Genomic DNA, 24878 nt, shown 5'->3' with positions numbered 1-24878 from the left:
AGTCATGGCCGACCTCCAGCCCCTGCTCCACGACCTCGCGATCGCGCTGCACGCCCCGACCGTCGTCCTGTCCGGCCGGGACGGGCAGATCCGCGCCGGCGGGACCCAAGGCCTGCTCCACGGCGACCTGCGGCTGCTCAGCGAAGCCGTGGTGACGGTCGACGGCGACGAGCCGGAGGCCATCGGCGGCGACGAGCCGGGCGCCGGCCGCGCGCGGTTCACCGGGCTGCTGCGCCGGCTGGGCGACCCCGGCCCCGACCCGACGGTGTGGCTGCGGCGCGACCGCACGGTCACGGCGTCGGGGATGACCGAGGAGCTTTCGCTGGTCTCGACGGCTTCGGTGAATCGAAGGCGCGTCGTGGAGGTCGTCCTGGCCGCCGACTTCGCGCCGATCGACGAGATCAAGTCGGGCGGCCGGCGCTCCCCCGTCGTCCCGGCCGGCACCCGGTGGGCCGCTTCCTCGGCGGTCTCCGAAGTGACGGCCGAAGGCGCCGAAGTCGTCGTCGACGGGCCGCGGCTCCGGCTGCGCTGGACCGTCGACGGCCCGGCGACGCTGCGCTGGTCACTGTCGGTTTCCGACGAGCGGGCGTTGTTCGCACCGGCCGGCACCCGGCTGCCCCGGCCGGAGGTGCACGCCGACGACCGCCGGTTCACCGCGTTGCTCGACCGCGCGCTCGACGACCTCGACGGGCTGCTCCTGGCAGAGCGCGACCACCCCGCCGACGCGTTCGCCGGCGCGGGCGCGCCGTGGTTCCTCACGTTGTTCGGCCGCGACAGCCTGTGGGCCGCGCGGCTCGCGTTGCCGCTGTCGGTCGGCCTCGCGGGCGGGACGCTCCGGACGCTCGCCCGGGCGCAGGGCACGCGCCACGACCCGGCGACCGGCGAGGCGCCGGGCAAGATCCTGCACGAGCGGCGCCGCGACGTCTTCGAGACGATCGACGGCGCCTCCCTGCCCGCCGAGTACTACGGGACGGTCGACGCGACGGCGTTGTGGGTGTGCCTGCTGCACGACGCCTGGCGCTGGGGCCTGCCCGAGGACGAGGTCCGCGACCTGCTGCCGACGCTGCGGTTCGCGCTGTCGTGGATCACCGGCGCCGCGGACCCGGACGGCGACGGGTTCGCCGAATACCGCGACGAGAGCGGGCACGGCCTGGCCAACCAGGGGTGGAAGGATTCCGGCGACGCGGTCCGCTTCCACGACGGTGCGCAGGCGAAGCCGCCGATCGCGTTGAGTGAAGTCCAGGCGTACCAACACGAAGCCGTCGTGGGTGCGGTCTCGTTGCTGACGGCTCTGGGTGAGCCTGTTTCCGGTCTTTCCGAGTGGGCTGATTCCCTTCGTTCACGGTTCCGGGACAGGTTCTGGGTGTCCACTTCGGACGGCCGCTACCCGGCATTGGCTTTGGACGGCGACAAGCGGCCGGTGGACGCGTTGACGAGCAACATCGGCCACCTCCTCGGCACCGGAATACTTTCGCCTTCCGAAAGTGCGTCGATCGGTTCGCTGTTGCTGGACCCCGCACTGGCGTCGGGGTACGGCCTGCGCACGATGAGCGCGTCCTCGGGCGGTTATTCGCCGTTGAGCTACCACTGCGGCTCGGTGTGGCCGCACGACACCGCGATCGTCGTGCGCGGTCTACAGCTGTCCGGCCAGTCTTCCCGCGCGGCTTCCCTGGGCGCGCAACTGCTTTCGGCCGCTCCGGCGTTCGGCTACCGGCTACCGGAACTGTTCGCCGGGTACGGCGTTTCGGAGACGTCGGCGCCACTGTCGTACCCGGCATCGTGCCGCCCGCAGGCGTGGTCGGCGGCGGCCGCGGTGAGCCTGCTCGTGGCCTTCCTGGGCTTGGAGGTCGATGTCCCGGCGGGCACGATTTCCCTGTCCCCGCCCCGGCCGAGTCCGGTCGGCGCGTTGCGGGTGAGGGGGTTGCCGTTCGCGGGTGGCACTCTCGACGTGTCCATTTCCGTTGCCGGCGAGGTCACCGAGCTGCGGGTGCCGCCGGGGTTTTCAGTCCTTTCGGAACAGTCCGGCGAGTAGGAAGGTCTCGCCGAAGCGGCCGGTGTTCTCCTTCATCGGGCGCAGTTCGAGTTCAGTGAAGCCGTCGAACAGCTTTCGCAGCTCGTCCGGCGCGTAGGCGAGGCCGCCGTGGAGGCTGCGGTCGCGGTAGAGCTGCGCGTCCGGGATCTCGGTGCCGGAGTCGGGGTTTCCGGTTCCGGCGGCGAAGCAGACGAGGCCGAAGTGCCCGCCGGGCTTGAGATAGCGGTCGAACAGGGCCAGGTAGCTGATCCGCCGGTGCGGCGCGAGGTGGTGCAGGCAGCCCGAGTCGTAGACCAGGTCGTATTCCTCGTGCGGCAGACCCATCGCGAAGATGTCGGCTTGGTGGAAGCGGACGCCGTCGACGCGTTCGCGGGCCCAGGCGATCGCTTCCGGTGAGCCGTCGACGGCGTCCACGTCGTAGCCCGCCTCGGCGAGCCTTCGCGCGTTGCGGCCGGGTCCACAGCCCAGCTCCAGCGCGCGGCCGCCGGTCAGCGGCCCGTCGCGGAGCCAGGTGTCGAGGTTCTCGTCGGGTTCGTCGACGAAGAACGGGATCGGCCGCTCGCGGTCGGCGTAGAAGCCGTCCCACTCGATGTTTTCGAAGAGGCCGTCCAGCATCCTCAGGAGGTCGTCGAGCGACCGGATGTCCCGGTTCACCGTTCGACGTGCGCGCGGACGGCCCGCAGTTCCTCGTCGATGACCGCCATCTGCGCGTCGACGGCCGCCGGTTCGGTGTTCTCGGGGAAGAAGAGGCTGAAGATCAGCTCGGCCCCGGCCAGGTTGGGCACGACGCGCGCGAAGAGGCCGAGGTTGGGGGCGTCGGCGCTGACGAAGTCGACGACGCCGTGGTCGGCCGCGACCTTGACGGCGACGGGCCGCGCGTCCTCGCCGACGCGCCAGACGTCACCGTGGTCGTGCTCGACGGAGGTGGCGAAGCCCGGCGCCCACTCGGGCAGGCGGCGGACGTCGGACAGGTAGGCGAAGACCCGCGCGGGCGGCGCGGAAACGGAGATGGTGCGCGTCTCGGCGCGCCCCGGCTTGAATGCGGTCATGAAGCAAACGATACGCATCTGCTTATCATCTGTCCACGCGTAAAATCTCCTCCCGTGAACGAGGACGACGATCTCGGGGCGTTGTGCGCCGGAGCGGGCCGCGCGCTGGCCGAGGCCGAGCGCCCGGTGCTGGAGTCGCACGGGCTCACGATGTGGCAGTACGTGGTGTTGTCGGCGTTGTCCCCGGGGGCGGCACCGAGCCAGCTGGTGCTGGCCCAGCAGATCCACTACGACAAGACGCGGTTGATCGCGTTGCTGGACGGCCTGGAAGCGGCGGGGCTGGTGAGCCGAGCCCCGGACCCGGCCGACCGCCGGGCCCGAGTGGTGCGGTTGACGGAGTCGGGAATCGAGCGGCATGCGGCGGTCCGGGCGGCGATCAGGGTTTTGGAGGAGCGCAAGTTGGCTGGGTTGAGTGCTGAGGAGCGCCGGGTGCTGCGGTCGGCGCTGGCCCACTTGGCGAACTCCGACTGACCCGCACCGACGTAGTGAATGACTCATTCATGTCGCCTGACGACATGAATGAGTCATTCACGTCGGTTCAGCCGAGCGAGCAGAGGGTCCCGTTCAGCCTGAAGGCCGTAGGCAGGATGTTCGGCCCTCCATAATCAGCCACGAACCCGACGTCCGTACCCGAAACCAACGCCGCCGACGACGTCACCTTCACCGCCGCTCCCTCCTGGACCCACGTGCCGTTCCAGCCGCTCGTCACCCGCTGCCTCGCCGTCGGCCACGTGAAGGTCAACGTCCAATCGCCCGTCACCACCGACGACGATACGGTGATCCCGCCGACGAAACCGCTCGCCCAGTCGTTCACGTCCGTCAATCGGACCCGGCAGCTGCTCGACGCCGGCGCACCCGTCGTCAACGTCAGCGGCGGTGACGCCCACGACACCCGCCCCGCCGCGTCGCGGGCCAGGACGTTGACCGTGTACCGCGTTCCCGGGGCAAGGTTTCCGACCGACAAGGACGTCCCCGTCGTCTCGCCCCACTCCTCGCTGACTGCCCCCAGCTGCCGGTACACCTCGTACTTCACGCCCGGCGCCGATGCCGGCCAGCTGATCGTCGCCGTCGTGTCCGTTGTCGTCGCCGTCGGCCGGCCGGGGGCGGGCAACGGCGAAACAGCGCCACGCAGCACCAGCGTCGTCAGGGAATACGGTGGTAGCGTTCCGTCCCAAGTAGACGATTGCGTGATCGATGATGCGCCGTTCGTGAACGTGTACACCTCGGACACCCGCGACGGCAGACCGGAGAGGTTGACCGACCGCGCCGCCGCGGGGTCCTTGTTCGCCAAGAGGATCGCCACGTCCCCGTTCGGACGGCGGGCCGCGTGCACATCGATCAGCGGGTCGTCCGCGGCGGCGCGGATGAACTGGTCACCGGGGCGCGCGAACGTGCTTATCATCTTCAACCCGTAGTACGGCGCGAACGGGGTGTTCAACGCCGGCTCGCAACCACCGTCCAAACAGGTCCCGCTGGACAGCACACCCAGGTCACCGTAGTCCGGGTAACCAGCCACTGTGGACAATGCCGTCGGTCCGTTGTGCGTGTCCCACCAGTCCACTGTGAACACGCCGTTCTCCAGCATCGACGCGTACGCCTCGGCCGCGAACAGCGCGCCCGGCTGGGTGTTCATGCCCACCGGTGTGTTCGTCTCGGTCAGCGCGATGCCGAGCGGCTTGCCCGCGTACCTCGTGATCTGCTCGCGCGCCAGGTAGAGCATGTCGTCCACCTGCTCACTGCGGGAAAGCGCTTCCTCCGCCGTCGAGCCGCTCGGATACCAGTGCAGCACGGCGAAGTCGACGTGCGGGCCCGCGATCGAGAGCACCGTCTGGTTCCACGTGCCGGTGTCGCCGGCCGCGACGATGCCGTCCGGCCAGTTCGCCGGGGTCGTCAGCACCGCGCCGATCTTCACCGTCGGGTCGACGGCCTTCATCGCGTCGGCGTAGGCCACGACGCCCGCGGCGTACGCGGCCGGGCTCTTGTCCTCGTGGTTGTCGGCCTCCCAGTTCGCGCCGTAGTGGCCGTTGCCGTACAGCTCGTTGCCGATCTCCCAGTACTTGACGCCGTAACCCTTCGTGACGTTGGCGTACCGCACCCAGTCCGCGGCTTCCTCCGGGGTACCCGTGCCGTAGTTGGCGATGACGATCGGCTGGGCGCCCGCCCGCCGGACGCCGCCCATGAACGTGTCGAAATCGGTGTTCGGCGCCACGTAACCGCCAGGCGCCGTGTTGTCCTTCCAGTGGTAGATGTCGCCGTACGAGCCACCCGGGTACCGCATCGTGCGGACCCCGGCGGCGCCGAACAGGTCGGCGACGGCATCGGTGCCGAGCTGGCTGTCCCACACGGCGTGGTTGACGCCGACCGCGGTGTCCGGCACGGTGGCCAGCCCCGCTTTCGCGTTGACGGTCACGGTCGTTTCGGCCGGCGTCGCCGCGGCGGCCGCCGGCACCGCCGCCACGAGCACGGCCGCCACCGGCCACGCTGCCCAGCGCAGACGTCGAGCTGTCATCGAAGGGTCCATCCTCTCGTCGGGCGCGAACGGATGGCTGGAAGCGCTCTCAGAGCAGAGAACCAGCGCGCGGCCCGGAAGTCAACGGAAGTCCCGGGACGGCCCCGTCCGCATCGTCAGGTCGAGCGGCTCGAGCCGGTCCGCGACGAGCGTGACCACCCCCTCGGCCGCCTGGACGTACCCGCGGACCAGCAACGCGGCGCTCGTGTGGGCGACCAGCCGCTGCCGGCGCCAGAGCCCCTGGGACACGATGACGTTGGCCATGCCGGTCTCGTCCTCCAGGTTGAGGAACGTGATCCCGCCCGCGGTCGCCGGGCGCTGGCGGTGGGTGACCGCGCCGCCGACCCAGACGCGCGTCCCGTCCTCGGCCCGCGCCAGCTCGGCCGTCGTGATCGCGCCGCGCTTCCGGAGCAACGAGCGCAGGTACTCGACCGGGTGGCTGTCCGGGGAGACACCCGTGGCCCACAGGTCCGCCGCGGTGACCTCCAGCCGCGTCATGCCCGGCAACGCGGGCGCGTCGAGGCCCGGGGCGAGACCGGGCAGGTGCCCGGGCCGGGTGGTCGCCGCGGCGCCGGCGGCCCAGAGGTCCTGACGCCGGTCGCCGCCGAACGCGCCGGCCGTGGCCAGTGCCTCGACGACGTTCTTCTTCAGCTGGACGCGGCGGGTGAGGTCGCCGACCCCGGCGTAGGGGCCGTTCGCGGCGCGTTCGGCGACGATTTCGTCGGCGACGGCGGCACCGAGGTGCCGGACACCGGCCAGGCCGAGGCGAAGCGCCACCCCGCCGGTGCTCTCGGCGTCGGGTTCGAGCGTCGCGTGCGCGAGGCTGGCGTTGATGTCCGGTTCGCGGACGCGGACGCCGTGCCGCCGCGCATCGGCCACCAAGGACTGCGGTGAGTAGAAGCCCATCGGCTGCGCGCGCAGCAGGCCGGCGCAGAAGGCGGCCGGGTAGTAGCGCTTGAACCACGCCGACGCGTAAACGAGCAGGGCGAACGACATCGAGTGGGCTTCGGGGAAACCGTAGCCGGAGAACGCGTGGATCTGCTCGAAGATCCGCGTCGCCAGCTCGCGGTCGAGGCCGTTGGCTTCGCAGCCGGCGAAGAACCGCGCCATCAGCGCCTTCATCTTCGCGCTGGACCGCTTGGCGCCCATGGCGCGCCGGAGCTGGTCGGCTTCGGCCGGGGTGAAGCTCGCGACGTCGACGGCCATCTGCATCACCTGTTCCTGGAACAGCGGCACGCCGAGCGTCCGGTCCAAACTGGACGCCAGCAGCGGGTGGGCGTGTTCCCACTGCTCGTCACCGCGGCGGCGCCGGATGTACGGGTGCACCGAACCACCCTGGATCGGGCCGGGCCGGATCAGCGCGACTTCGACGACGAGGTCGTAGAACTCCCTGGGCCGCAACCGCGGCAGCGTCGCCAGCTGCGCGCGGGATTCCACTTGGAACACTCCGACGGCGTCGGCTTCGCACAGCATGTCGTAAACCTTCGGGTCGGCGAGGTCGAGCTTGCCGATGTCCACAGTGGATCCATGGTGTTCGGCGACGAGGTCCAGCGTGTAGTGCAGCGCCGACAGCATGCCGAGGCCGAGCAGGTCGAACTTGACCAGACCGACGGCCGCGCAATCGTCCTTGTCCCACTGCAACACGGACCGGTCCGCCATGGCCGCCCATTCGACCGGGACCACTTCGGACACCGGCTGCTTCGAGATGACCATGCCACCGGAGTGGATGCCGAGGTGGCGCGGGAAGTCCTCGATCCGCGCGGCCAGGTCGAGGACGTCCGCGGGGATCTCGCCGGCGGTCTGCTGACCGGTCCGGCTCCAGCGGTCGACGAGCTTGCCGTAGGCGTCCTGCTGCCCGGGACTGTGGCCGAGGGCCTTCGCGGCGTCGCGGATCGCCGACGGCGCGCGGTAGGTGATGACGTTGGCGACCTGCGCGGCGTGGAACCGGCCGTGCTTTTCGTAGACGTACTGGATGGCCTCCTCGCGACGGTCGGACTCGATGTCGATGTCGATGTCCGGCGGGCCGTCCCGTTCGGGCGCGAGGAAGCGCTCGAACAGCAGGTTCCACTTCACCGGGTCGGCGTGGCAGATCTCCAGCGCGTAGCAGACCGCGGAGTTCGCCGCGGAACCGCGGCCCTGGCACAGGATGTCCGCCTCCTTGCAGAACCGGACGATGTCCCACACCACGAGGAAATAGCCCGGGAAGCCGAGTTTTTCGATGACGTCGAGTTCGTGGTCGAGCTGGGCGTAGGCCTCGGGGTTCTCGTCCCGCGTCCCGTAGCGTTTCGCCGCGCCGCGCCAGGTCAGTTCGCAGAGGAACGACATTTCGTCGTGCCCGGGCGGCACCGGGAACGGCGGCAGGTCGGGGGCGACGAGCTTCAGGTCGAACGCGACTTCGACGCCGAGCACGGCGGCGCGTCCGACCGCGCCCGGGTAGCGGCGCTCGAAGCGGCGGCGCTGCTCCATCCCCGACCGCAGGAACGCCTGCCCGGACGGCGGCCGCCAGCCTTCGAGGTCCTCGGCCGAGCGGCGCGCCCGGACGGCGGCGACCATGTCGGCCACGACCGCGTCCTCGGGACGGGCGTAGTGCACGTTGTTCGAGACGACGGTCGGCAGCCCCAGCTCGCGGGCCATGCCGTCGAGGAGGTCGTTGGCCGCGTCGTCGAGGGGCTGCCGGTGGTCGATCAGCTCGACGGCGACGTGCCGGCGTCCGAACCGGTCGACGAGCCGGCCGAGTTCGGCCCGCGCGGCGGCGGGCCCGTGGGCGGCCAGCGCCCGGCGCACCGGTCCTTTGCGGCACCCGGTGAGCACGACGACGTGCCCGGCCAGCTCGTCGACGAGCTCGTCGAGGTCGTAGGCGGGCCGGCCCTTCTCCCCGCCGGCGAGCTGCGCGCGCGAGATGACCTTGCAGAGCCGGTGGTAACCCGCTTGCCGGCGCGCGATCACGAGCAGGTGCGACCCGGCCGGATCGGGCTCGCCGGCCTGCGGCCCGGGCAGGCCGAGGGAGAGCTCGGCCCCGAACCCGACGCGCACCCCGAGCTCCCGGGCGGCGTCGTTGAACCGGACGGCGCCGTAGAGGCCGTCGTGGTCGGTGAGGACGAGGGCGTCGAGCTCGAGCCGCGCGGCCTCCTCGACGAGCGTCTCGGGGTGGGAGGCGCCGTCGAGGAAGCTGAAGTTGGAGTGGACGTGGAGCTCGGCGTACGGGGCGCGGATCCGGTCGCCGCCGTCGTCCCGGGCTCTGCGGGATCGCAGGTCCTCGGGCGCGCCGGCGTACCCTTCGCGTTTGCGCGACCACGCGGGGGCATCGTTGCCGTCGCCGGGAACCGGGGGTCGCCCGGAGGCGATCCGTTCCACTTCGGACCACGGCACACCCGGATTGTTGAACGCCAAAACTCCGCTCCCCACAAGGAGTTCGCTGTGGGGAAGCCAGCGACTACTGTTCGAACACACGTACGAATATCGTGGTTCGATCCTGAGCGGAGCGGGGCGCGGTGTCAACTCGGCAGTCGCGTCGATCACAAAGGACGGTCAGTCGTAGACACCCTCGACCGTCCACTGTGGATCCATGCCCACGGTGACCCGCAGCAGCAGCGCGAGGTCGTCGTGCTCCCCCGCCAGCACCACCTGGATCCGGGCCAGCGGGCGGTCGCCCCGTTTTGCGGGCAGTGACGACTGCACCACCCACGGTCCCGCCGAGCCCAGGACGCGGCGCACCGGGCCGCCGTCGATCGCGATCGTCGCCGGGGGGTACGTGAGCTCGCCGCGGTCCGTGCAGGCGACCGGGTCGCCCACCGCGTCGAGCACGCTCGCCGGGGGCGGCTCGGGTGGTACCCGCGTCGGCGATGGTGCCGGGAGGCGGCCCGGCCACGGGCGGTCTTCGACCGACGGTTTGCGCGGCTCGCCCCACGGGATCAGGCGGACTCGCTCGGCCGGGCCGCGGCCGCCGTCCAGCAGCGGGGTCACCACAGCGTCGGGCCCGAGGAGCCCCTGGATGCGGACCAACGCGCGGCCCGCGCGCTCGGCCGCGTCGGCGTCGCGGCCCAGGGAACCGAGCTGCAGCTGCAGCGCCTGGCCGCCGACGACCTCTTCGGGGTCGAGGCGCAGCCGGACGATCCCGGCGCTGGGCCGGTCGCGCGCGGTGAGCCAGCCTTCGCACTGCCAGCGCACGCGGTCCGCCGTCGCGCGGGCGGTCAGGGGCTCGGCGCAGCGCCAGACGCGTACGCGTTCTTCGCCCGCTTCGGTGATCGCGACGATCGCCAGGCGCGTACAGGCGAGGCCGTGGTTCGCGAGGCCGGCGAAGAAGCGCTCGCCGAGGGTTTTCGCGATGAACGCGGCTTCGTCGACGCGGCTCAGGGGGTGGTCGAACTCCTCGGTGACCGTCAGGTCCGGCGGGAGGGCGCGGCGCAGCGGCGGGCGTTCGGCGAGGCCGCGGGCGAGGCGGTGGGCGGTGATGGCGTCCTTCGGGAAGCGGCCGGCGACGTCGCGTTCGGCCAGCGCGGCGAACGCGCCGAGGGTGCGCAGGCCCAGGCGCCGCAGCAGGCCGACGAGCTCGCCGCGGTCGTCGCCCGGCTGGTTCAGCTCGGTGATCGGGAGGGGCGCGAGGAAGGCTTCGGTGCCGCCGGGCGGCACGAGGGCCGCGCGGCGGGCGGCGAGGGTGGCGGCGAAGAGCCCGTCGGCGATCCCGACCTGGCATTCGACGCCGGCGCCCGCTTCGACCTCGTTGATGAGGAGCTCGGCGAGCGCTTCCTCGCCGCCGAAGTACCCGGCGGCGCCGGCGACGGGCACGGCGACGATGCCCGGCCGCACGACCTCGACCCCGACGGCCTGCCGTTCGACGGCGGCGGCGACGGGTTCGAAGAGGCGGGCGTCGCGGTCGGGATCGTGCTGGTGGACGACGAGATCGGGACACCGCGACTGGGCATCCCGCCGGCGCATCCCGCGCCCGACACCATCGCGGCGGGCGGAGGCGGAGCAGGCGACGACGCGGTTGGCGGAGAAGACGGCGGCGGGCGCGAGGGGCGGAGTACCGGCCACGGCCCCGGCGGCGACGACCGGCCAGTCCGGGCACCACAGCACCAGCAGCCGTGGTGAACCGCTCATCCCGCGAACGGCTTGCGCGGCAGTGGATCCGGGGTCATCACGAGACTTCGGCCGGCACGACCCGGAATCGCGCGCCGGTTCGCGAGCACGCAGAACGAGGTGCCCGGCCGGCCGCGCAGACCACGGCACCCGCGCCGGTCATCGTGCGACCACCGCGGGAAACCGGCTCACCCGGCCACCTCGGCGAGCCGCCGCTTCCGGGGCTCACCCGCCGCAACCGCCCCACCAGGTCCCGGCAACTGCAACCGCACCGACGACGGCCGCACCGCCGCGCCCCGCCCGATGCTCGTCGCCAGCACTTCGCGCGTCCGCAAATGCCCGTACCCGTCCGGGGTCAAGCCGTGCCAGCGGCGGCTCGACACCCGCAGCTCCACGTCCGCGCCCGGCCACGGGCCCACCGTCACCAACACCGCCCCGCGGTTGCGGACCCTCCCCGCCAACCGCCGCGCCAGCTGGGACTCGACGTGGACCGGGCCGAGCACCACCAAGTCGAACCCGTCCACCAACGCCGACAGCACGCCCGTCAGCTCCGCGCCCGGGTGCGGCACCAGCGCGATCCGCTCCAGGTCGACGCCGAGCTCCGCCGCCGCGGCCAGGCCCAGCTCTGGGAGGGCCGTCACCGCCGCCCACGAGCCCTCGCGGGTCGCCGCCGCCAGCAGGGCCAGTGCCAGCGATGTCGCGCCGCGCACCGAAATCGTGCTGCCTCGCTTCAAGCCGCCGCCCGGCAGCAGCTCCGCCAACGGCGGCAGCACGGCCAGCAAGTCGGAAGCCGGGGAAGAATCCAGCTGCGCCGCCGTGCGGACCCCCGGGATCGCCGTGAGCCCGGCCAGCGCGTCCGGCACCGCCACCACCGCTCACCTCCAGCACCACGTACTCGCACCGGGTAGGCGTACCCAGGAGAAAGTTATCGAACACTTGTTCGCATAGTGCGAGACGAGCGGCCCGCTGTCAAGCCGGGGGTCACCCCCGCGGGGCAGGACCGCTCCGGCCCGGCGCCGCGACCTGCACGAGGAGCACCACCGCGAGCGGGTCCTCGCTGTGACGCGGCTATCAGTCACGTCCTCGCCCGCCACCTCGTCCAGGGGGTGAAGCGAGAAAAGAGGACGAAATGCGCCGGATCCTGATCGTCGGCGGGGGCTACGCCGGGTTCTACGCCGCCTGGAAGCTGGAGAAGAAACTCCGCCGGAACGAGGCCGAGGTCACCCTCGTCGACCCGCGGCCTTACCTGACCTACCAACCGTTCCTGCCCGAAGTCGTCGCCGGGGCCGTCGAGGCGCGGCACGCCGCCGTGTCGCTGCGGCGGCACCTGCGCCGGACCCGCGTCGTCGCCGGGACCGTCACGGCCGTCGACCACGCGCACCGCGCCGTCACCGTGCAGCCGACCGACGGGGACGCCTTCGAGCTCGGCTACGACATCGTCGTCGTCACCGCCGGCGCCGTCACCCGCAAGCTGCCCGTGCCCGGCGTCGCCGAAGAGGCGATCGGCCTCAAGCACGTCGAGGAGGCGGTCGCGATCCGGGACCGGCTGCTCACGTCGTTCGACCGCGCCGCCGTGCTCCCCGACGGCCCGCAACGGCGGAAGCTGCTCACCGTCACCTTCGTCGGCGGCGGCTTCTCGGGCGTCGAAGGCTTCGGCGAGCTGCTGTCGCTGGCCACCGCGCTGCTCAAGCGCTACCCCGAACTGCGTCGCGACGAACTGGCGTTCCACCTCGTCGAGGCGTCGGGCCGGATCCTGCCCGAGGTCACCGACCGGCCGGGGCGCTGGGTCGTGCGCGAACTGGAACGGCGGGGCGCGCGCGTCCACCTCGACACGCTGGTGACGTCGGCGACCGGTGGGCACGTGACGCTCTCGACCGGCGAAGAGTTCGACTCGGAGCTGATCGTCTGGACCGCCGGCAACGGCGCGAACCCCGTCATCGGCAAGCACACCGACCTCCCGGTCGACGCGCGCGGCCTGGTCGTCGTGCGGCCCGACCTGCGGGTCGAGGGCGTGACCGACGCCTGGGCGGCCGGCGACGACGCCGCGGTGCCCGACCTCGCCTCGCCGGTCCCCGGCGCGCGCACGGTGCCCAACGCGCAGCACGCGTACCGGCAGGGAAAGCTGTTGGCCCGCAACATCATCGCGACCCTGCGCGGCCGGACGCCGAAGCCGTACGTCCACCACAGCCTCGGGTCGATCGCGACGCTCGGTCTCGGCCGCGGCATCTTCCAGTACCGGCGCCTGGTGCTCACCGGCCTGCCGGCGTGGCTCATGCACCGCGGTTACCACGTGCTGGCGGTGCCGAGCTGGGAACGCAAGGTCCGCGTGCTCGCGGTGTGGCTGACGGCGGCGCTGTTCGGGCGCGACATCCTGTCGCTGGCTTCGGTGCAGCACCCGCGCGACGCGTTCGTCAGCGGCGGTGCCCGGCCGGAGGAACTCCCCGCCCCCTTCAAGGTATAGCCGACCCCGGGGCTTGCGGCAAGGCCGGGGTGATCCCCCACAATGGCCCGCCGTAGGCCACCACCAGGGAAAACGGGGGAACGATCAATGCGGGTGCTGTTGACGACGTGGGGTTCACGAGGGGACGTCGAGCCGCTGGCCGGGCTCGCGGTGGCCCTGCGGGAACTGGGCGCGGACGCCGTGGTCTGCGCGCCGCCGGACGACGACTTCGGGCGGCTGCTGGCGCGGGCGGAGGTGCCGCTGGTGCCGCTGGGCCCGACGGTGCACTCGATCGTCGCCAATCCGAAGCCGCCGACGGCCGAGGACGCGTTCAAGCTCGCGCCGCGGCTGGTCGACGCGCGGTTCGAGACGCTCACGGCGGCGGCCGAGGGGTGTGACGCGCTGCTGGCGACGGGCCTGATGCCGGCCGGCGCGCGGGACGTGGCGGACCACCTGGGCCTGCCGTACGTGTTCGCGTGCTTCCACCTGCTGGGGCTGCCGTCGCGGCACTTCCCGCCGGGGGCGCGGCCGGGCACGCCGTCCTCGCCGGACGAGACCGACAACCGGGTGCTGTGGCAGCAGGACGCCCAGCGGGTCGACGCCCTGTACGGGCCGGCCGTGCGCAGCCACCGCGAAGCGCTGGGCCTGCCGCCGGTGGACAACCTCCGCGACTACGTGTTCACCGATCAGCCGTGGCTGGCCGCGGACCCGCTGCTGTGCCCGTCGGAGGGCAAAACCGACCTGGACGTCTTCCAGACGGGCGCGTGGATCATGCCCGACGACCGGCCGCTGCCGACCGGGCTGGAGGAGTTCCTGTCCGCCGGCGAGCCGCCGGTGTACGTCGGCTTCGGCAGCATGGCCGCCTACGCGCCCGACGGCATCGCGCGGATCGCGATCGAGGCGGCCCGCTCACGGGGCCGCCGGATCGTGCTGGCCGCCGGCTGGGCGGGACTGGCCCCGATCGACGACGGCGACGACTGCTTCGCCGTCGGGGAAGTGAACCAGCAGGCGCTGTTCCGCCGGGTGGCGGCGGTGGTGCACCACGGCGGCGCCGGCACCACCACGACGGCGGCCCGGGCCGGCGCGGCGCAGCTGGTCGTGCCGCGGATCGCCGACCAGCCGCACTGGGCGGCGCGGGTCGTCGAGCTGGGCATCGGCGCGGCCCACCCGGATCCGGCACCGACGGTCGAGTCCCTGTCCGCCGCGCTGGACACGGCGCTCGCCGCACAGAGCCGGGCGAAGGCCGTGGGCGGTGAGATCCGTCCCGACGGCGCGCTGGTGGCCGCGAAACGGCTCGTCGAACTGGCCGGTTGAGCAATGGGGCGGCACTTTCCCGGGAAAGTGCCGCCCCTTCGCCTCAGCCCGCGAACGGGCTCGCGTCGATCGCGCAGGTCTTGCCCGCCGCCGGGAACGCCCCGGAGATCAGGTAGTCCCGCTTCACCTGCTCGGTGCAGGTGCTCGGCACGTACATCGACGAGTGGCCGTACCCCTCGGTGACGAACACCCGGGCGCGGGCCAGTTCCGCCGCGCCGTCCCGAGCGCCGTGGAGCGGCGTCGACGGGTCGTAGCGGTTGTTCAGCACCAGGATCTCCGCCGACGTCGGGCGGTTCCACGGGCCCGTGTAGCGGTCGGTGTCCTTCGCCTGCCAGAACGCGCAGCTCATCATGTCCAGCACCGCGATCCGGCCGAAGTACGGCACGCGCTGGTCTTCGGATTCGGCGTACCGGCTGTAGATCGCCGGGTCGGTCGGGACGTCGCTGTCACTGCACTGGATCGCGTTGAACGCCTCGGTGCGGTTGGACGTGTACGGCTCGCCCGCCTTGAACGCGGCCGCGGTGCGCGGGGCGTCGTACAGGCGCTGCAACAGGGACGCGATGTCCGGCCAGCCCCGCGAGTCGGACAGGTCCGCCGCCGCGTTGATGATCCCGGAGTACGTCCAGGTTTCGCCGTCCACGGTGATCGGGGCCTGCTTGGCCCGTGCCGTGATGGCCGCCCACTTCGCCTTCGGGTCGCCCGACGAGAACGCGCATTTCGGGCCGGCTTCCGTGCACAGGCGCAGGAACTGGTCGAACGTCTGCGAGATGCCGGTGGCGACGTCCTGCCGGGTGTCCAGCGGGACGGTCTTCCCGGCGCCGTCGTGGCCGGTCGCGTTGCCCACGAAGTCCATCGTGCCGTCGAACACCATCGCCCGGATGCGGTTCGGGAACAGGTTCGCGTACGTGGCCCCGAGCTGGGTCCCGTAGGAAATGCCGTGGTAGGTCAGCTTCGCGTCGCCGACCGCGCGGCGCAGCAGTTCGAGGTCCCGCGCGGTGTTGGCCGTCGAGACGTGTTCGAGGATCGGGCCGGCCTTCGCCGTGCAGCGGTCGGCGAGCTCCTTGGACTTGGCGTAGAAGGCGGCGTTGCCGCTCGGGTCGCCGGGCATCTCCGGGAAGGAGCCGAAGAACGACTCCTGCTCGGCGACGGTGTCGAAGCACCGGACGGCGGTGCTGTTCGCGATGCCGCGCGGGTCCCACGAGACGAGGTCGAACCGGGCGCGCAGCTGGTCGGAGAACAGCCACGGCCACTTGCCGCGCTCCCGCAGGCGTTGCAGGCCGGACGCACCCGGGCCGCCGAAGTTGACGAACAGCGTGCCGATCTTGTGCGCGGGATCGGTGGCGGGCAGCTTGATGAGCGCGAGGTCGATCTTCGCGCCGGCGGGCCGGTCGTAGTCCAGCGGCACCGAAGCGGTGGCGCACTGGAAGCCGTCTTCGCAGCCGGCCCAGCTCAGCTTCGGTGCAGGAACGCTGTCGACGGAGGCGGAAGCCACCGCCGGACCGGCCACGACGGCCATCGAGACACCGAGCGCGACGACGATGCCGCGGACGATGCCTCCCCCAGGAAATCGACGCACGAAGAACCCTTTCGTCGGAGGAAACGATCACCCCCACAGACGGGTGAGGGGGTGATGGGGTTGGCAGCCGCGCCGAAAAAGATCACGGCTGTCGTGGGTTGTTCGCGCGAGGCCCGGGGAGGGTTCCCGCGCAGGGAGGTAGGGCGCCGGCCCGCGAGGCGGAAGCCCGCGGCCGGGCGGCGGAAGCCCGCGGCCGGGTGGCGGGCGGCGGGCGCGGACGCGACAGCGCGGGGCGGCTGGGCAGGGCGCGCGGCAGGGCGGGGCGGGGCGCGCGGCCGGGCGGGGCGGCGGCCGGGCAGGACGCCAGGCACCCCGCGCCCGCCCGCGAGTGCCGGCGGTCCGGCGTCCTGAATGAGTCATTCAGGTCTTCGGAGGTCCTGAACGACTCATTCAAGACCTCCGAGCCCACCGTCGCGCGCCGAGGGGCTGGCGCGAACTTGCACCGCTTAGCTATAGTACTAGGCAACTAGATAAATGGAGTTGCCGATGATCGAATTCCACCTCGACGCCCGGTCGGGCCTCTCGCCGTACCAGCAGCTGGTCCAGCAGGTGCGGCACGCCCTCCGCCTGGGCCTGCTCGCCGAGGGAGACCAGCTCCCGAAGGTCAAGGACGTGGTCGCCTCCCTCGCCATCAACCCGAACACCGTGCTGAAGGCCTACCGCGAGCTGGAGCACGACGGCCTCGTCTCGGCCCGGCCCGGCGTCGGCACCTTCGTCACCGCGACGCTGAACGGCGGCGCCTCCTTCGCCGTGCTCGGGTCGCTGCGGCAGGACCTGCGCCGCTGGCTGGGCAAGGCCCGCAAGGCCGGGCTCGACGAAGAGAGCATCGAGGCCCTGCTGATGTCCACGTTTCGCGACTCCGCCAGAGAGGACATAGCGTGACCGTCCTGACCGCCCGGGGACTGGGCAAGAAGTACAAGCGCAAGCAGGCGCTGACCGGCTGCACGCTCGAGATCGAGGCCGGCCACGTCACCGGGCTCGTCGGCCCCAACGGCGCCGGCAAGTCCACCCTGCTCAACATCGCCTCCGGCATGCTGGAGCCGACCACCGGCACCATCGAGGTGTGCGGCGGGGTGCCCGGCAGCGGGCCGGACCAGCTGGCGAAGGTCGGGTACGTCGCCCAGAGCACGCCCGTCTACACCGGGCTGACCATCGAAGAGCACCTGCGGCTCGGCGCGCACCTCAACCCGCGCTGGGACACCGCGCTCGCCGCGAAGCGGATCGAACGCCTGGGGCTCGACCCGAAGCAGCACGCCGGGAAGCTGTCCGGCGGCCAGCGCGCGCAGCTCGCGCTCACCCTCGGCATCGCCAAGCGCCCCGAACTGCTGCTGCTCGACGAGCCGGTCGCCGCGCTGGATCCCCTGGCGCGCCGGGAGTTCCTGCAGGACCTCATGGAAGCCGTCGCCGAGCACGGGCTTTCCGTCGTGATGTCCTCGCACCTGGTCAACGACCTGGAACGCGTCTGCGACCACCTCGTCGTGCTGGTGGACTCGCAGGTCCGGGTGATCGGCGAGGTCGAAGAGCTGCTGGCCACGCACCACCGGCTGTCGGGGCCGCGCCGCGACGTCGGCACGCTGCCGGCGGACCAGCACGTCGTCTCCGAGAAGCACACCGACCGCCAGACCACCGTGCTCGTGCGCACCGAGGCGCCGATCCTCGATCCCGCGTGGACGGTCGCGCGGATCGGCCTCGAGGACCTCGTCCTGGAGTACATGAGCAACCCCGCCGCCGCCCGTCCCGCCCTGGAGGTCCTCCGATGACCTGGCTGACCTGGCGCCAGTTCCGCTTGTCGGCGCTGTCCGTCTTCACCGCGCTGGTCCTGATCGGCGTCGTGCTCGCCGTCACCGGGCCGGACCTGATCGGGCGCACCGACTTCTCCGACCAGGACGTCCTCTTCGGCGGCACGATCCTGGTGCTGTACCTGCTGCCCGCGGCGATCGGCGTGTTCTGGGGCGTCCCGATGATCACGCGCGAGCTGGAGAGCGGCACGCACAGCCTGGTCTGGAACCAGACCGTCACGCGCAAGCGCTGGCTCACCACCAAGCTCGGCTTCGGCCTGCTCGCCGCGATGGTGGCGGCCGGCCTGCTCGGCTGGGCGGTGTCGTGGTGGGCGAGCCCGATCGACGCGCTCGCGGCCCAGCAGACCGACCGCGGGATGCTCTCGCGCATCATGCCCGTCGTCTTCGGCGCCCGCGGCATCGTGCCGATCGGCTACGCGGCCTTCGCGCTCGCGCTCGGAGTCGCGGTCGGGATGCTGCTGAAGCGGACGGTCGCCGCGATGGCCGTCACGCTCGTCGCGCTCGCCGCCGTGCTGCTCGTGGTGCCGAACTTCGTGCGGCCGTACCTCATCCCGCCGGCGCAGATGACGGTCCCGATCGTCAGCAAGGACATCACGAACATCACCGGCGACGACACCCACGGCATCCTGGAGATCGGCGTGCGGAACCCGGCCGGCGCGTGGGTGCTGGCGAACGAGACCATCGACCCGGCGGGCAACGTCGCCGAGCCGCTGCCGGACTTCATCCAGACGTGCGCCCCACGGCCGGGTCAGGGCCCGCCGGAGCGCGGGAGCATGGAAGCGTGCATGGCCCAGCTCGGCCAGCACGGCTACCAGCAGCGCCTGACCTACCAGCCCGGCTCGCGGTTCTGGCCGCTGCAGTGGCTCGAACTCGCGCTGTACCTCGCGATGACCGCCCTGCTCACCTGGTTCTGCTTCCGTCGCGTCCGTCACCTGTCCTGAACCGATTCCTGGGGGAATCATGCGCACTCTCGCGGTAGCCACCGCTTTGACACTCACGCTGTCCGCGTCGCCGGTCGCTTCGGCGGCCACGACGCCCCACCTGCCCCGGCCGACCGGCCATGCGCCCGTCGGCGTCAGCACACTGTCCCTTGTGGACTCTTCGCGCCCCGATCCGTGGGTGGCGACGGTGCCCTACCGGGAGCTGATGGTCTCCGTCTTCTACCCGGCGACCTCGGCGAACGGGCCCACGAAGCAGTACATGACGCCGCTGGAGTCCGAGCGCAACCTCGAACGGGAGAACATCCCGGGGCTGCCCCTGGACGTCCTGAGCACCGTCCGGACGAACGCCGTCGTCGACGCGAAACCGGCCGGGCGGTGGCACGACCTGCCGCTGGTCGTGCTGTCACCGGGCTGGACGCAGCCGCGCGCCACGCTCACCGCCCTGGCCGAAGACCTCGCCAGCCGCGGGTACGCCGTCGCGGCGATCGACCACACCTACGAAAACCGCGCCACGACCTTCCCCGACGGGCACGTCACCGGCTGCGCCGCCTGCGAAGTCGACGACCAGCCCGGGTTCTGGGAGAAGTTCGCGCAGGTCCGGTCGAAGGACACGTCGTTCGTGCTCGACGAGCTGCTGCGCTCGAAGAAGTGGGGCGCCCTGATCGACCCGGCGCGGATCGGCATGACCGGCCACTCCGCGGGCGGCGCGATCACGACGCAGGCGATGCTGGCCGACCCGCGCATCCGGGCCGGCGCCGACATCGACGGGAGCATCCACGTCCCGCTGCCGGCGTCCGGGCTGTCCCGGCCGTTCCTGTTCCTCGGCAGCATGGACGACTACGTGCCGGGTCAGCCGGGTCCGTACGACGACTGGGAGACGGACTGGGCGCACCTGACGGGCTGGAAGCGCTGGCTCATGGTGTCCGGCACGGTGCACGCGTCGTTCACCGACCTCGGCGTGCTGGCCGAGCAGCTGGGCGTCGACCTCGGCGCGTCGATCGACGCCGGCCGGGCACTGACGATCACGCGGAACTACGTAAGCGCTTTCTTCGACCGGAACCTGCGGTGCCGGCCCCAGCCGCTGCTGGCCGCGCCGTCGCCCGCCTACCCGGAAGTGACGTTCATCGGATGAAAACGACGATCTTCGCCGCGGTCACCGCGCTGGCGTTGTCTTCACCCGTGGCCCCGGCTCTGCCGCACTCCCCGGAGGTCGACATGACGCTCTCCCTGCCCGCGCCGACCGGGCACCGGCCGGTGGGCAGCACGCAGGTGTACCTGAAGGACACGTCACGGCCGGACCCGTGGGTGCCGTCGGTGCCCTACCGGGAGCTGATGGTCTCGCTCTTCTACCCGGCGGCGCCCGCGCACGGGCCGAAGACGCAGTACCTGACCGCGGCCGAATCCGCGGCCCTGCTGCGGGACAGCGGCCTGGACGTGCCGCCGGACCTGCTCACCGGGGTGGCGACCAACTCGGTGGCCGATGCCCGGCCGGCCGGGCACCACCTGCCCCTGGTGGTGCTTTCCCCGGGTTACACCAAGCCCCGCGCCACGCTCACCGCGCTGGCCGAGGACCTGGCGAGCCACGGGTACGCCGTCGCGCTCGTCGGCCACACGTACGAGAACACCGGCACGAGCTTCCCGGACGGGCACTTCGCCGGGTGCGCGTCCTGCGAGGTGCCGCACGACGGCGCGTTCTGGACGAAGCTGGAACTGGGCCGCGCCGCCGACGTCTCGTTCGTGCTGGATTCCCTGACGCACTCCCGGTGGGCGTCGCTGATCGACGCGTCGCGGATCGGCATGGCGGGGCACTCGGTCGGCGGGGCGAGCACGCTGCCGACGATGGTCGCCGACTCCCGGATCCGCGCCGGGATCGACATCGACGGCACGACGAACGTCGCGCTCACCGCCCCCGGGTTGGCGCGGCCGTTCATGTTCCTGAGCCACCAGCTCGCGGCGGCGCCCTGCCCGCCGAACGAGCCGTGGGACCGCGACTGGGCGCGGCTGACCGGCTGGAAGCGCTGGCTCGAGGTGACGGGCACGCAGCACGCGTCGTTCACGGACGTGGGTTTGGTCGGCGACCAGCTGGGTGTCGACATGGGCGCGACGACGAGCGCCGCGCGCACGCAGGAGATCACGCGGACGTACGTGAACGCGTTCTTCGACCGGCACTTGCGGGGCGAGAACCGGCCGGTGCTCGACGCGCCGGGCTTCCCGGAAGTCTCGTTCTGCCGCTAGGGGGACGGCGGAAGCGGCACTCGCTGGGGGTGTGCCGCTTCCGCCAGGCGGTCGCGGTGCTCGTACCGCGCGGAATTCGTAGATCGAACGTTCGGCCCGCCAGGCCCGATACTGGACTCCGTGTACGAGACGCTCACCCTGCTCTCCGCACTCGTCAGCGCCGTCGCCGCGGTCGTCGGGTCCTGGGTCGCGGTCGCCCAGTGGCGGGCGTCGCGGCCGAAACCGCCGGTCGCCGCCGCAAGGACGCCGGCGCCGCCGAGCGTCCCCGTGGCCGCACGGCCGCCCGGGCGCGGTCTCGCCCGCGCCGCCGCGGTGGCGGTCACCCTCGGCACCGTCACCGCCGTGTGCTCCGGGCTGGGCGACGTCGTCTTCGGGCTCCAGCAGCAGGATTCCACCTCCGGTCAGGAATCGCTGCTCAGCTTCCTGCTGGGCGCCGCCGTCCTGGCCGGTCTGGCGGCGACGCTGCTCGGGCTGGTCCTGATCGCCGCCGGACTGGGGAAACGGCAGCGGCGGCTCGTCCGGCTCGGCCTGCTCGCCGTCGTGCTGAGCCAGACGTTCTGGCCGGCGACGTGGCTGACCACGTTCCTGTAGCGCTCAGAGCTTGCCGCCGGCGACCGGCGGCATGTCCGGCGCGTCCTCGACACCGGTCGCCGCCTCGCGGTAGAGGTGGTTCTCGACCTCGAAGAGGTTGTCCGCGGCGCGCTCGACGACCGTGAGCAGCGTCGACATCTGGGCCACCTCTTCGACCTGCTCCTTGAGGAACCAGGCCACGAACTGCTCGCCGAGGTAGTCCTCCTCCGCCCGCGCGGCCTTCGCCATGGCCTCGATGTCGGCGGTCACCGCCCGCTCCTGGTCGAGGGCCAGCTCGATCGCCTCGTGCACGCTGGAGAAGTCGTTGCGGACGTCGCCGCTGCCGGGGATCGCCACCGGCTGGTCCCGGTCGAGCAGGTACTGGACCATGGCCAGCGCGTGGTTGCGCTCCTCGATCGACTGCCGGTAGAAGCGTTTCGCCAGCCTCGGCAGGTCACGGGCGTCGAACCAGACGGCAAGGGCGGTGTACTGCTGGGCAGCGGTGAACTCGTGCCGGATCTGCGCCTGCAGGAGCTCGGAGAACTTCGAACGCTGGGTATCGGCCATGCCCCACAAGGTACGCGCGCGGGCTACGGACGGCGCGCGCCCCGGACGCTGTCCTTGACGGCGTCGAGCAGCTCGTTGCGGGCCGCGTTCAGGGCCCGGTACTCGGGTTTCCCGGGGTTGATCAGCTCGTGCCACAGGGAAACGACCGCGGCGCTGCGGTCCTCCAGCTCGTGCGCCCGGGCGATCACCGCGGGCGTCCCGATCACCTCCAGCATCGCGACCTGCTCCCGCAGGCCCGCGAGCGCCTCGGCGCCGGCCTGGTACCTCGACCGGCGGTCGCCCTCGTCGGTGAGCACCTGGTACCGGAACGCGGTGATCCGCCCGAAGTACCGGGTGATCGCCAGGTAGGAGTCGCGGAGGTCGCGGTCCTGCTGGCGCCGGTCCTCACGGCTCAGCCGCCGTCGATCGCTCAGCGAGGTCGCGAGGAACGCGATCACCGCGCCCGCGAGCAGGAAGCCTCCGGCGATCACGGGAACACCCCACCACGGCGCGGAACCCGGTGCGGCTGGGGCGAGGGCGGCGAGCATGTCGGCACGATACCGGGGAAAGGCGGCAAATCCGCCGGAAGAATTTCGCCGGGAGCTACGATCGCCCGCGTGCCGAGCCACCTCCCCGACCTCTCCGGGACCGTCACCTGCGTCACCGGCGCGGCCGGCACCCTCGGCCGCGGAATCGCCCTGAGGTTCGCCGAAGCCGGGAGCGCGGTCGCCGTGCACCACCGGCGTCCCGGTGCGGGCGACGACCTCGTCGCCGCCATCGAAGCCGCGGGTGGCCGGGCCCGCGCCTTCGCCGCCGAACTCACCGACGACAACGCGTGCCACGCACTGCTGGCAGCCGTCGCGGACTGGGGTGGCCGGCTCGACGCGCTCGTCAACAACGCCGGCGTCCAGCCCGTCGAACCCCTCGCGGACCTGACCGTCGAAGGCTGGCGCGCGATGCTCGACGCAACGTTGACCAGCGCCTTCTCCTGCACCCAGGCCGCCGCGCGGTTGCTGGGGGCCGGCGGCAGCGTCACGCACGTCGCGTCGATCGAAGCCCGGCAGCCCGCGCCCGGGCACGTCCACTACAGCGCGGCCAAGGCGGCGCTCGTCATGCACGCCCGCGGCGCCGCGCTCGAGTACGGCCCGCGCGGGATCCGCGTCAACACCGTGTCGCCCGGGCTGATCGCGCGAGACGGCCTCGAGCGGGACTGGCCCGAAGGCGTCGAGCGGTGGCACCGCGCGGCGCCGCTGAGCCGGCTCGGCACGCCCGAAGACGTCGGCAACGCGTGCGTCTTCCTGGCCTCCCCGCTGGCTTCCTGGGTCACCGGGCACGACCTCGTCGTCGACGGCGGCGTCACGGCCCGGCCGACCTGGTAACGTGGAACACGTTCTAGTTCCTGGGGGCGCGATGACCTTCCCGATCGTCGACGGCGTGCCGCCCGGGCGCGCGCTGCTGGGGTCCCGGATCCGCGAGCTGATCGAAGCTTCCGTGTGCGCGGGCGACGACGCCGACCTGGCCACCGCCGCGAGCCGGGTCGAAGCGGTCACCGCCGCGCTGCGGGCGACCGGCGCCGCACCGCCGTTGCTGCTGGCGGCCCTCGAAGGCGGCGGTCACCTGAGCGTCAACAACCCGCTGGAGGGACCGGGGAACCCGTTGGCGCCACCGTTGTCGTGGACGCACGTGGGACCGGACGAGGTCCGCGCGGAGGTCCTCCTCGGCGCGGCGCACGAAGGACCACCGGGCCGGGTCCACGGCGGCTGGGTGGCAGCGGTCCTGGACCACGTGCTGGGCCGCGCCACCGCCGCGGCCGGCTTCCCCGGCATGACGGCGTCCCTGACGGTCGACTACCACCGGGGCACGCCGTACGCAGTACCGCTCAGCGCGGAAGGGCGGCTGGAACGCCGGGACGGGCGGAAGCTGCACGCGACCGGCACCCTCCGCGCGGGCGAGGAGATCTGCGCGACGGCCAAAGCGATCCTCGTCCACTTCAGCTTCCCGGCGTCCACTTCGGACTAGGGCGCGACCGAGGTGTGCCGGGGCGCGTCCGAACTGGACGACGCCATCAGCACCGCGCAGATCGGCACCGCCATCGCCAGCGCCGCCAGCACGAACACCGGGAACAGGAACGAAAACACCTCCGCGCCCGACGGGTCCGGGGCGCCCGGGTCGAGGTGCAGCCGGACCGCCGCCATGCCCGTGTAGTGCATGCCCGTCACCGCCGCCGCCATCACCAGGCCGGCCGCCAGGCGGGGCAGGAGCTTGTCCAGCCCGACCGTGAACCACAGCGCCGCCGTCGCCGCCACGACCGCGATCACCACCGACAGCGCCACCAGCGTCGGGTCGTAGCCGATCGTCCCCTTGATCTCGACCGCCCACATCCCCGTGTAGTGCATGACGGCCACGGCGAGCCCGGTCAGCAGCCCGCCGAGCAGCAGCCGCCGCCAGGCGAACCGGTTGCGGACGCCGAACACCAGCAGGCCGCAGAACACCGCCGCCACCGACAGGACCGCGGACAGCGCGGTGCGCAGGATGTCGTAGCGCACCGGCAGCCCCGGCGTCGAGAACCCGAGCATCGCGATGAAGTGCATGACCCAGATGCCGACCCCGCCGATCGACAGCGCCGCGAGCCCGAGCCAGGTCAGCCGGGTGCGCGCGTTGTCGGTCGTGCGCGCCTGCAGCGTGCACGCGAGCCCGAGCGCGCACCCCACCACCGAAGTGAGGTACGCGAGCACCACGAGCCATTGGCCCATCGCGAAGTCGTCGTGGTCCATGTGCATGTCGGGCT

Annotated in this window: 22 protein-coding genes; 12 read left to right on the top strand and 10 right to left on the bottom strand. The window is 72.2% G+C overall.

Annotation, left to right across the window (positions count from 1 at the left end):
- Nucleotides 1-4: 4 nt before the first annotated feature.
- Nucleotides 5-2032, top strand: coding sequence for a glycogen debranching N-terminal domain-containing protein (locus ACERZO_RS11375; RefSeq protein WP_372664504.1), 2028 nt, complete (start codon nt 5-7; stop codon nt 2030-2032).
- Here ACERZO_RS11375 and ACERZO_RS11370 read toward each other — a convergent pair.
- Both ACERZO_RS11370 and ACERZO_RS11365 read right to left on the bottom strand, forming a co-directional pair.
- Nucleotides 2003-2686, bottom strand: a complete 684-nt coding sequence (locus ACERZO_RS11370) for a class I SAM-dependent methyltransferase (protein WP_372664503.1) — start codon at nt 2684-2686, stop codon at nt 2003-2005. The genes ACERZO_RS11375 and ACERZO_RS11370 overlap by 30 nt on opposite strands.
- Nucleotides 2683-3081, bottom strand: coding sequence for an SRPBCC family protein (locus ACERZO_RS11365; protein WP_372664502.1), 399 nt, complete (start codon nt 3079-3081; stop codon nt 2683-2685). Before ACERZO_RS11365 ends, ACERZO_RS11370 begins: the two co-directional genes overlap by 4 nt.
- A gap of 54 nt (nt 3082-3135) precedes the next feature.
- Here ACERZO_RS11365 and ACERZO_RS11360 point away from each other — a divergent pair, with 54 nt between their 5' ends.
- Nucleotides 3136-3552 carry a MarR family winged helix-turn-helix transcriptional regulator gene (locus ACERZO_RS11360; RefSeq protein ID WP_372664501.1) on the top strand — a complete coding sequence of 139 codons (417 nt, stop codon included), beginning with the start codon at nt 3136-3138 and terminating at the stop codon, nt 3550-3552.
- 67 nt (nt 3553-3619) lie between these two features.
- Here ACERZO_RS11360 and ACERZO_RS11355 read toward each other — a convergent pair whose 3' ends face one another.
- From ACERZO_RS11355 to ACERZO_RS11340, 4 genes are all read right to left on the bottom strand, one after another.
- Complete coding sequence (locus ACERZO_RS11355) at nt 3620-5590, bottom strand: cellulose binding domain-containing protein (RefSeq protein ID WP_372664500.1); 1971 nt, start codon at nt 5588-5590, stop codon at nt 3620-3622.
- An 81-nt stretch (nt 5591-5671) separates the two neighbouring features.
- Nucleotides 5672-8980 (bottom strand): error-prone DNA polymerase, encoded by a 3309-nt coding sequence (locus ACERZO_RS11350; RefSeq protein WP_372664499.1) that lies wholly within the window; start codon nt 8978-8980, stop codon nt 5672-5674.
- 138 nt (nt 8981-9118) lie between these two features.
- Nucleotides 9119-10690 carry a DNA polymerase Y family protein gene (locus tag ACERZO_RS11345; RefSeq protein ID WP_372664498.1) on the bottom strand — a complete coding sequence of 524 codons (1572 nt, stop codon included), beginning with the start codon at nt 10688-10690 and terminating at the stop codon, nt 9119-9121.
- Between the two features lie 167 nt (nt 10691-10857).
- A complete protein-coding gene (locus ACERZO_RS11340) occupies nt 10858-11538 on the bottom strand; it encodes a hypothetical protein (RefSeq protein ID WP_372664497.1) in 681 nt (226 codons plus the stop codon).
- Between the two features lie 260 nt (nt 11539-11798).
- Between ACERZO_RS11340 and ACERZO_RS11335 the strand changes: the two genes are divergently transcribed.
- Nucleotides 11799-13130, top strand: a complete 1332-nt coding sequence (locus ACERZO_RS11335; RefSeq protein ID WP_372664496.1) for an NAD(P)/FAD-dependent oxidoreductase — start codon at nt 11799-11801, stop codon at nt 13128-13130.
- An 87-nt stretch (nt 13131-13217) separates the two neighbouring features.
- A complete protein-coding gene (locus tag ACERZO_RS11330) occupies nt 13218-14423 on the top strand; it encodes a glycosyltransferase (RefSeq protein WP_372664495.1) in 1206 nt (401 codons plus the stop codon).
- A 43-nt stretch (nt 14424-14466) separates the two neighbouring features.
- On the opposite strand, the gene ACERZO_RS11325 is transcribed toward ACERZO_RS11330, so the two are convergent.
- Nucleotides 14467-15939, bottom strand: coding sequence for an alpha/beta hydrolase (locus tag ACERZO_RS11325; RefSeq protein WP_372664620.1), 1473 nt, complete (start codon nt 15937-15939; stop codon nt 14467-14469).
- Between the two features lie 546 nt (nt 15940-16485).
- On the opposite strand from ACERZO_RS11325, the gene ACERZO_RS11320 reads away from it, so the two are divergent.
- From ACERZO_RS11320 to ACERZO_RS11295, 6 genes are all read left to right on the top strand, one after another.
- Entirely contained in the window at nt 16486-16881 is a 396-nt protein-coding gene (locus ACERZO_RS11320; protein WP_372664494.1) for a GntR family transcriptional regulator, read from the top strand.
- Nucleotides 16878-17759, top strand: coding sequence for an ABC transporter ATP-binding protein (locus ACERZO_RS11315; RefSeq protein ID WP_372664493.1), 882 nt, complete (start codon nt 16878-16880; stop codon nt 17757-17759). Before ACERZO_RS11320 ends, ACERZO_RS11315 begins: the two co-directional genes overlap by 4 nt.
- A complete protein-coding gene (locus ACERZO_RS11310) occupies nt 17756-18739 on the top strand; it encodes a transporter (RefSeq protein WP_372664492.1) in 984 nt (327 codons plus the stop codon). Before ACERZO_RS11315 ends, ACERZO_RS11310 begins: the two co-directional genes overlap by 4 nt.
- Nucleotides 18740-18758: 19 nt before the next feature.
- Complete coding sequence (locus ACERZO_RS11305; protein WP_372664491.1) at nt 18759-19871, top strand: alpha/beta hydrolase family protein; 1113 nt, start codon at nt 18759-18761, stop codon at nt 19869-19871.
- Nucleotides 19868-20974: an alpha/beta hydrolase family protein gene (locus ACERZO_RS11300; protein ID WP_372664490.1), complete on the top strand. Its 1107-nt coding sequence runs from the start codon at nt 19868-19870 to the stop codon at nt 20972-20974. The genes ACERZO_RS11305 and ACERZO_RS11300 overlap by 4 nt, the downstream gene beginning before the upstream one ends.
- Nucleotides 20975-21094: 120 nt before the next feature.
- Nucleotides 21095-21565: a hypothetical protein gene (locus ACERZO_RS11295; protein ID WP_372664489.1), complete on the top strand. Its 471-nt coding sequence runs from the start codon at nt 21095-21097 to the stop codon at nt 21563-21565.
- A gap of 3 nt (nt 21566-21568) precedes the next feature.
- On the opposite strand, the gene ACERZO_RS11290 is transcribed toward ACERZO_RS11295, so the two are convergent.
- Both ACERZO_RS11290 and ACERZO_RS11285 read right to left on the bottom strand, forming a co-directional pair.
- The gene (locus ACERZO_RS11290) at nt 21569-22111 is read right to left on the bottom strand and encodes a ferritin (RefSeq protein WP_372664488.1); all 543 of its coding nucleotides are present in this window, start codon (nt 22109-22111) and stop codon (nt 21569-21571) included.
- Nucleotides 22112-22134: 23 nt separating this feature from the next.
- The gene (locus ACERZO_RS11285; RefSeq protein ID WP_372664487.1) at nt 22135-22638 is read right to left on the bottom strand and encodes a hypothetical protein; all 504 of its coding nucleotides are present in this window, start codon (nt 22636-22638) and stop codon (nt 22135-22137) included.
- 69 nt (nt 22639-22707) lie between these two features.
- Here ACERZO_RS11285 and ACERZO_RS11280 point away from each other — a divergent pair, with 69 nt between their 5' ends.
- Nucleotides 22708-23469, top strand: a complete 762-nt coding sequence (locus ACERZO_RS11280; protein WP_372664486.1) for an SDR family NAD(P)-dependent oxidoreductase — start codon at nt 22708-22710, stop codon at nt 23467-23469.
- A 31-nt stretch (nt 23470-23500) separates the two neighbouring features.
- Complete coding sequence (locus ACERZO_RS11275; RefSeq protein WP_372664485.1) at nt 23501-24109, top strand: PaaI family thioesterase; 609 nt, start codon at nt 23501-23503, stop codon at nt 24107-24109.
- Here ACERZO_RS11275 and ACERZO_RS11270 read toward each other — a convergent pair.
- Entirely contained in the window at nt 24106-24864 is a 759-nt protein-coding gene (locus tag ACERZO_RS11270; RefSeq protein ID WP_372664619.1) for an MHYT domain-containing protein, read from the bottom strand. The genes ACERZO_RS11275 and ACERZO_RS11270 overlap by 4 nt on opposite strands.
- Between the last annotated feature and the right edge of the window lie 14 nt (nt 24865-24878).

This window comes from Amycolatopsis kentuckyensis (assembly GCF_041679295.1).
GTDB lineage: Bacteria > Actinomycetota > Actinomycetes > Mycobacteriales > Pseudonocardiaceae > Amycolatopsis > Amycolatopsis kentuckyensis_A.
This window is presented reverse-complemented; position numbering and strand designations above follow the sequence as displayed.